Consider the following 435-nt stretch of genomic DNA (forward strand, 5'->3'; position numbering starts at 1 on the left):
AAGATACAATTACTACAGCAGAAGGAGTTTGGACATTAAATCCAGCTACAGGAGTTGTAACGTTCAACCCAGCCAATAACTTCAATGGCACGGCTACATTAACGTATCAGTTATGTGATCCATCAGGCGCATGTGATACAGCATTAATTACTTTTGTAGTGTTATCTGATTTTGATGGAGATTTAGTTCCTGATGTAACAGATCCAGATGATGATAATGACGGAGTATTAGATGTTACAGAAGGAATTGCAGATACGGACAATGATGGTACACCAGACTTCTTAGATTTAGATTCAGATAATGATGGAATTACAGATGTAACGGAGAATGGAGGAGTTGATGCCAATGGCGATGGAATTATCGATGGTGCTGATGCAGACAATGATGGATTGGTAGATGTTGTAGACCCAAGTCAAGGAGGAACAACGTTACCAT

At 39.5% G+C, this 435-nt stretch carries 1 protein-coding gene; it reads left to right on the top strand.

Going from position 1 to position 435, the window contains the following annotated elements; all coding sequences use genetic code 11:
* Positions 1 to 435, top strand: a 435-nt coding sequence (locus tag G4D72_RS13295) for an Ig-like domain-containing protein (RefSeq protein ID WP_235922513.1), incomplete at both ends; no start/stop codon positions are given.

Origin of the sequence: Flavobacterium difficile, from assembly GCF_011392115.1 — a bacterium.
Classification (GTDB): Bacteria; Bacteroidota; Bacteroidia; order Flavobacteriales; family Flavobacteriaceae; genus Flavobacterium; species Flavobacterium difficile.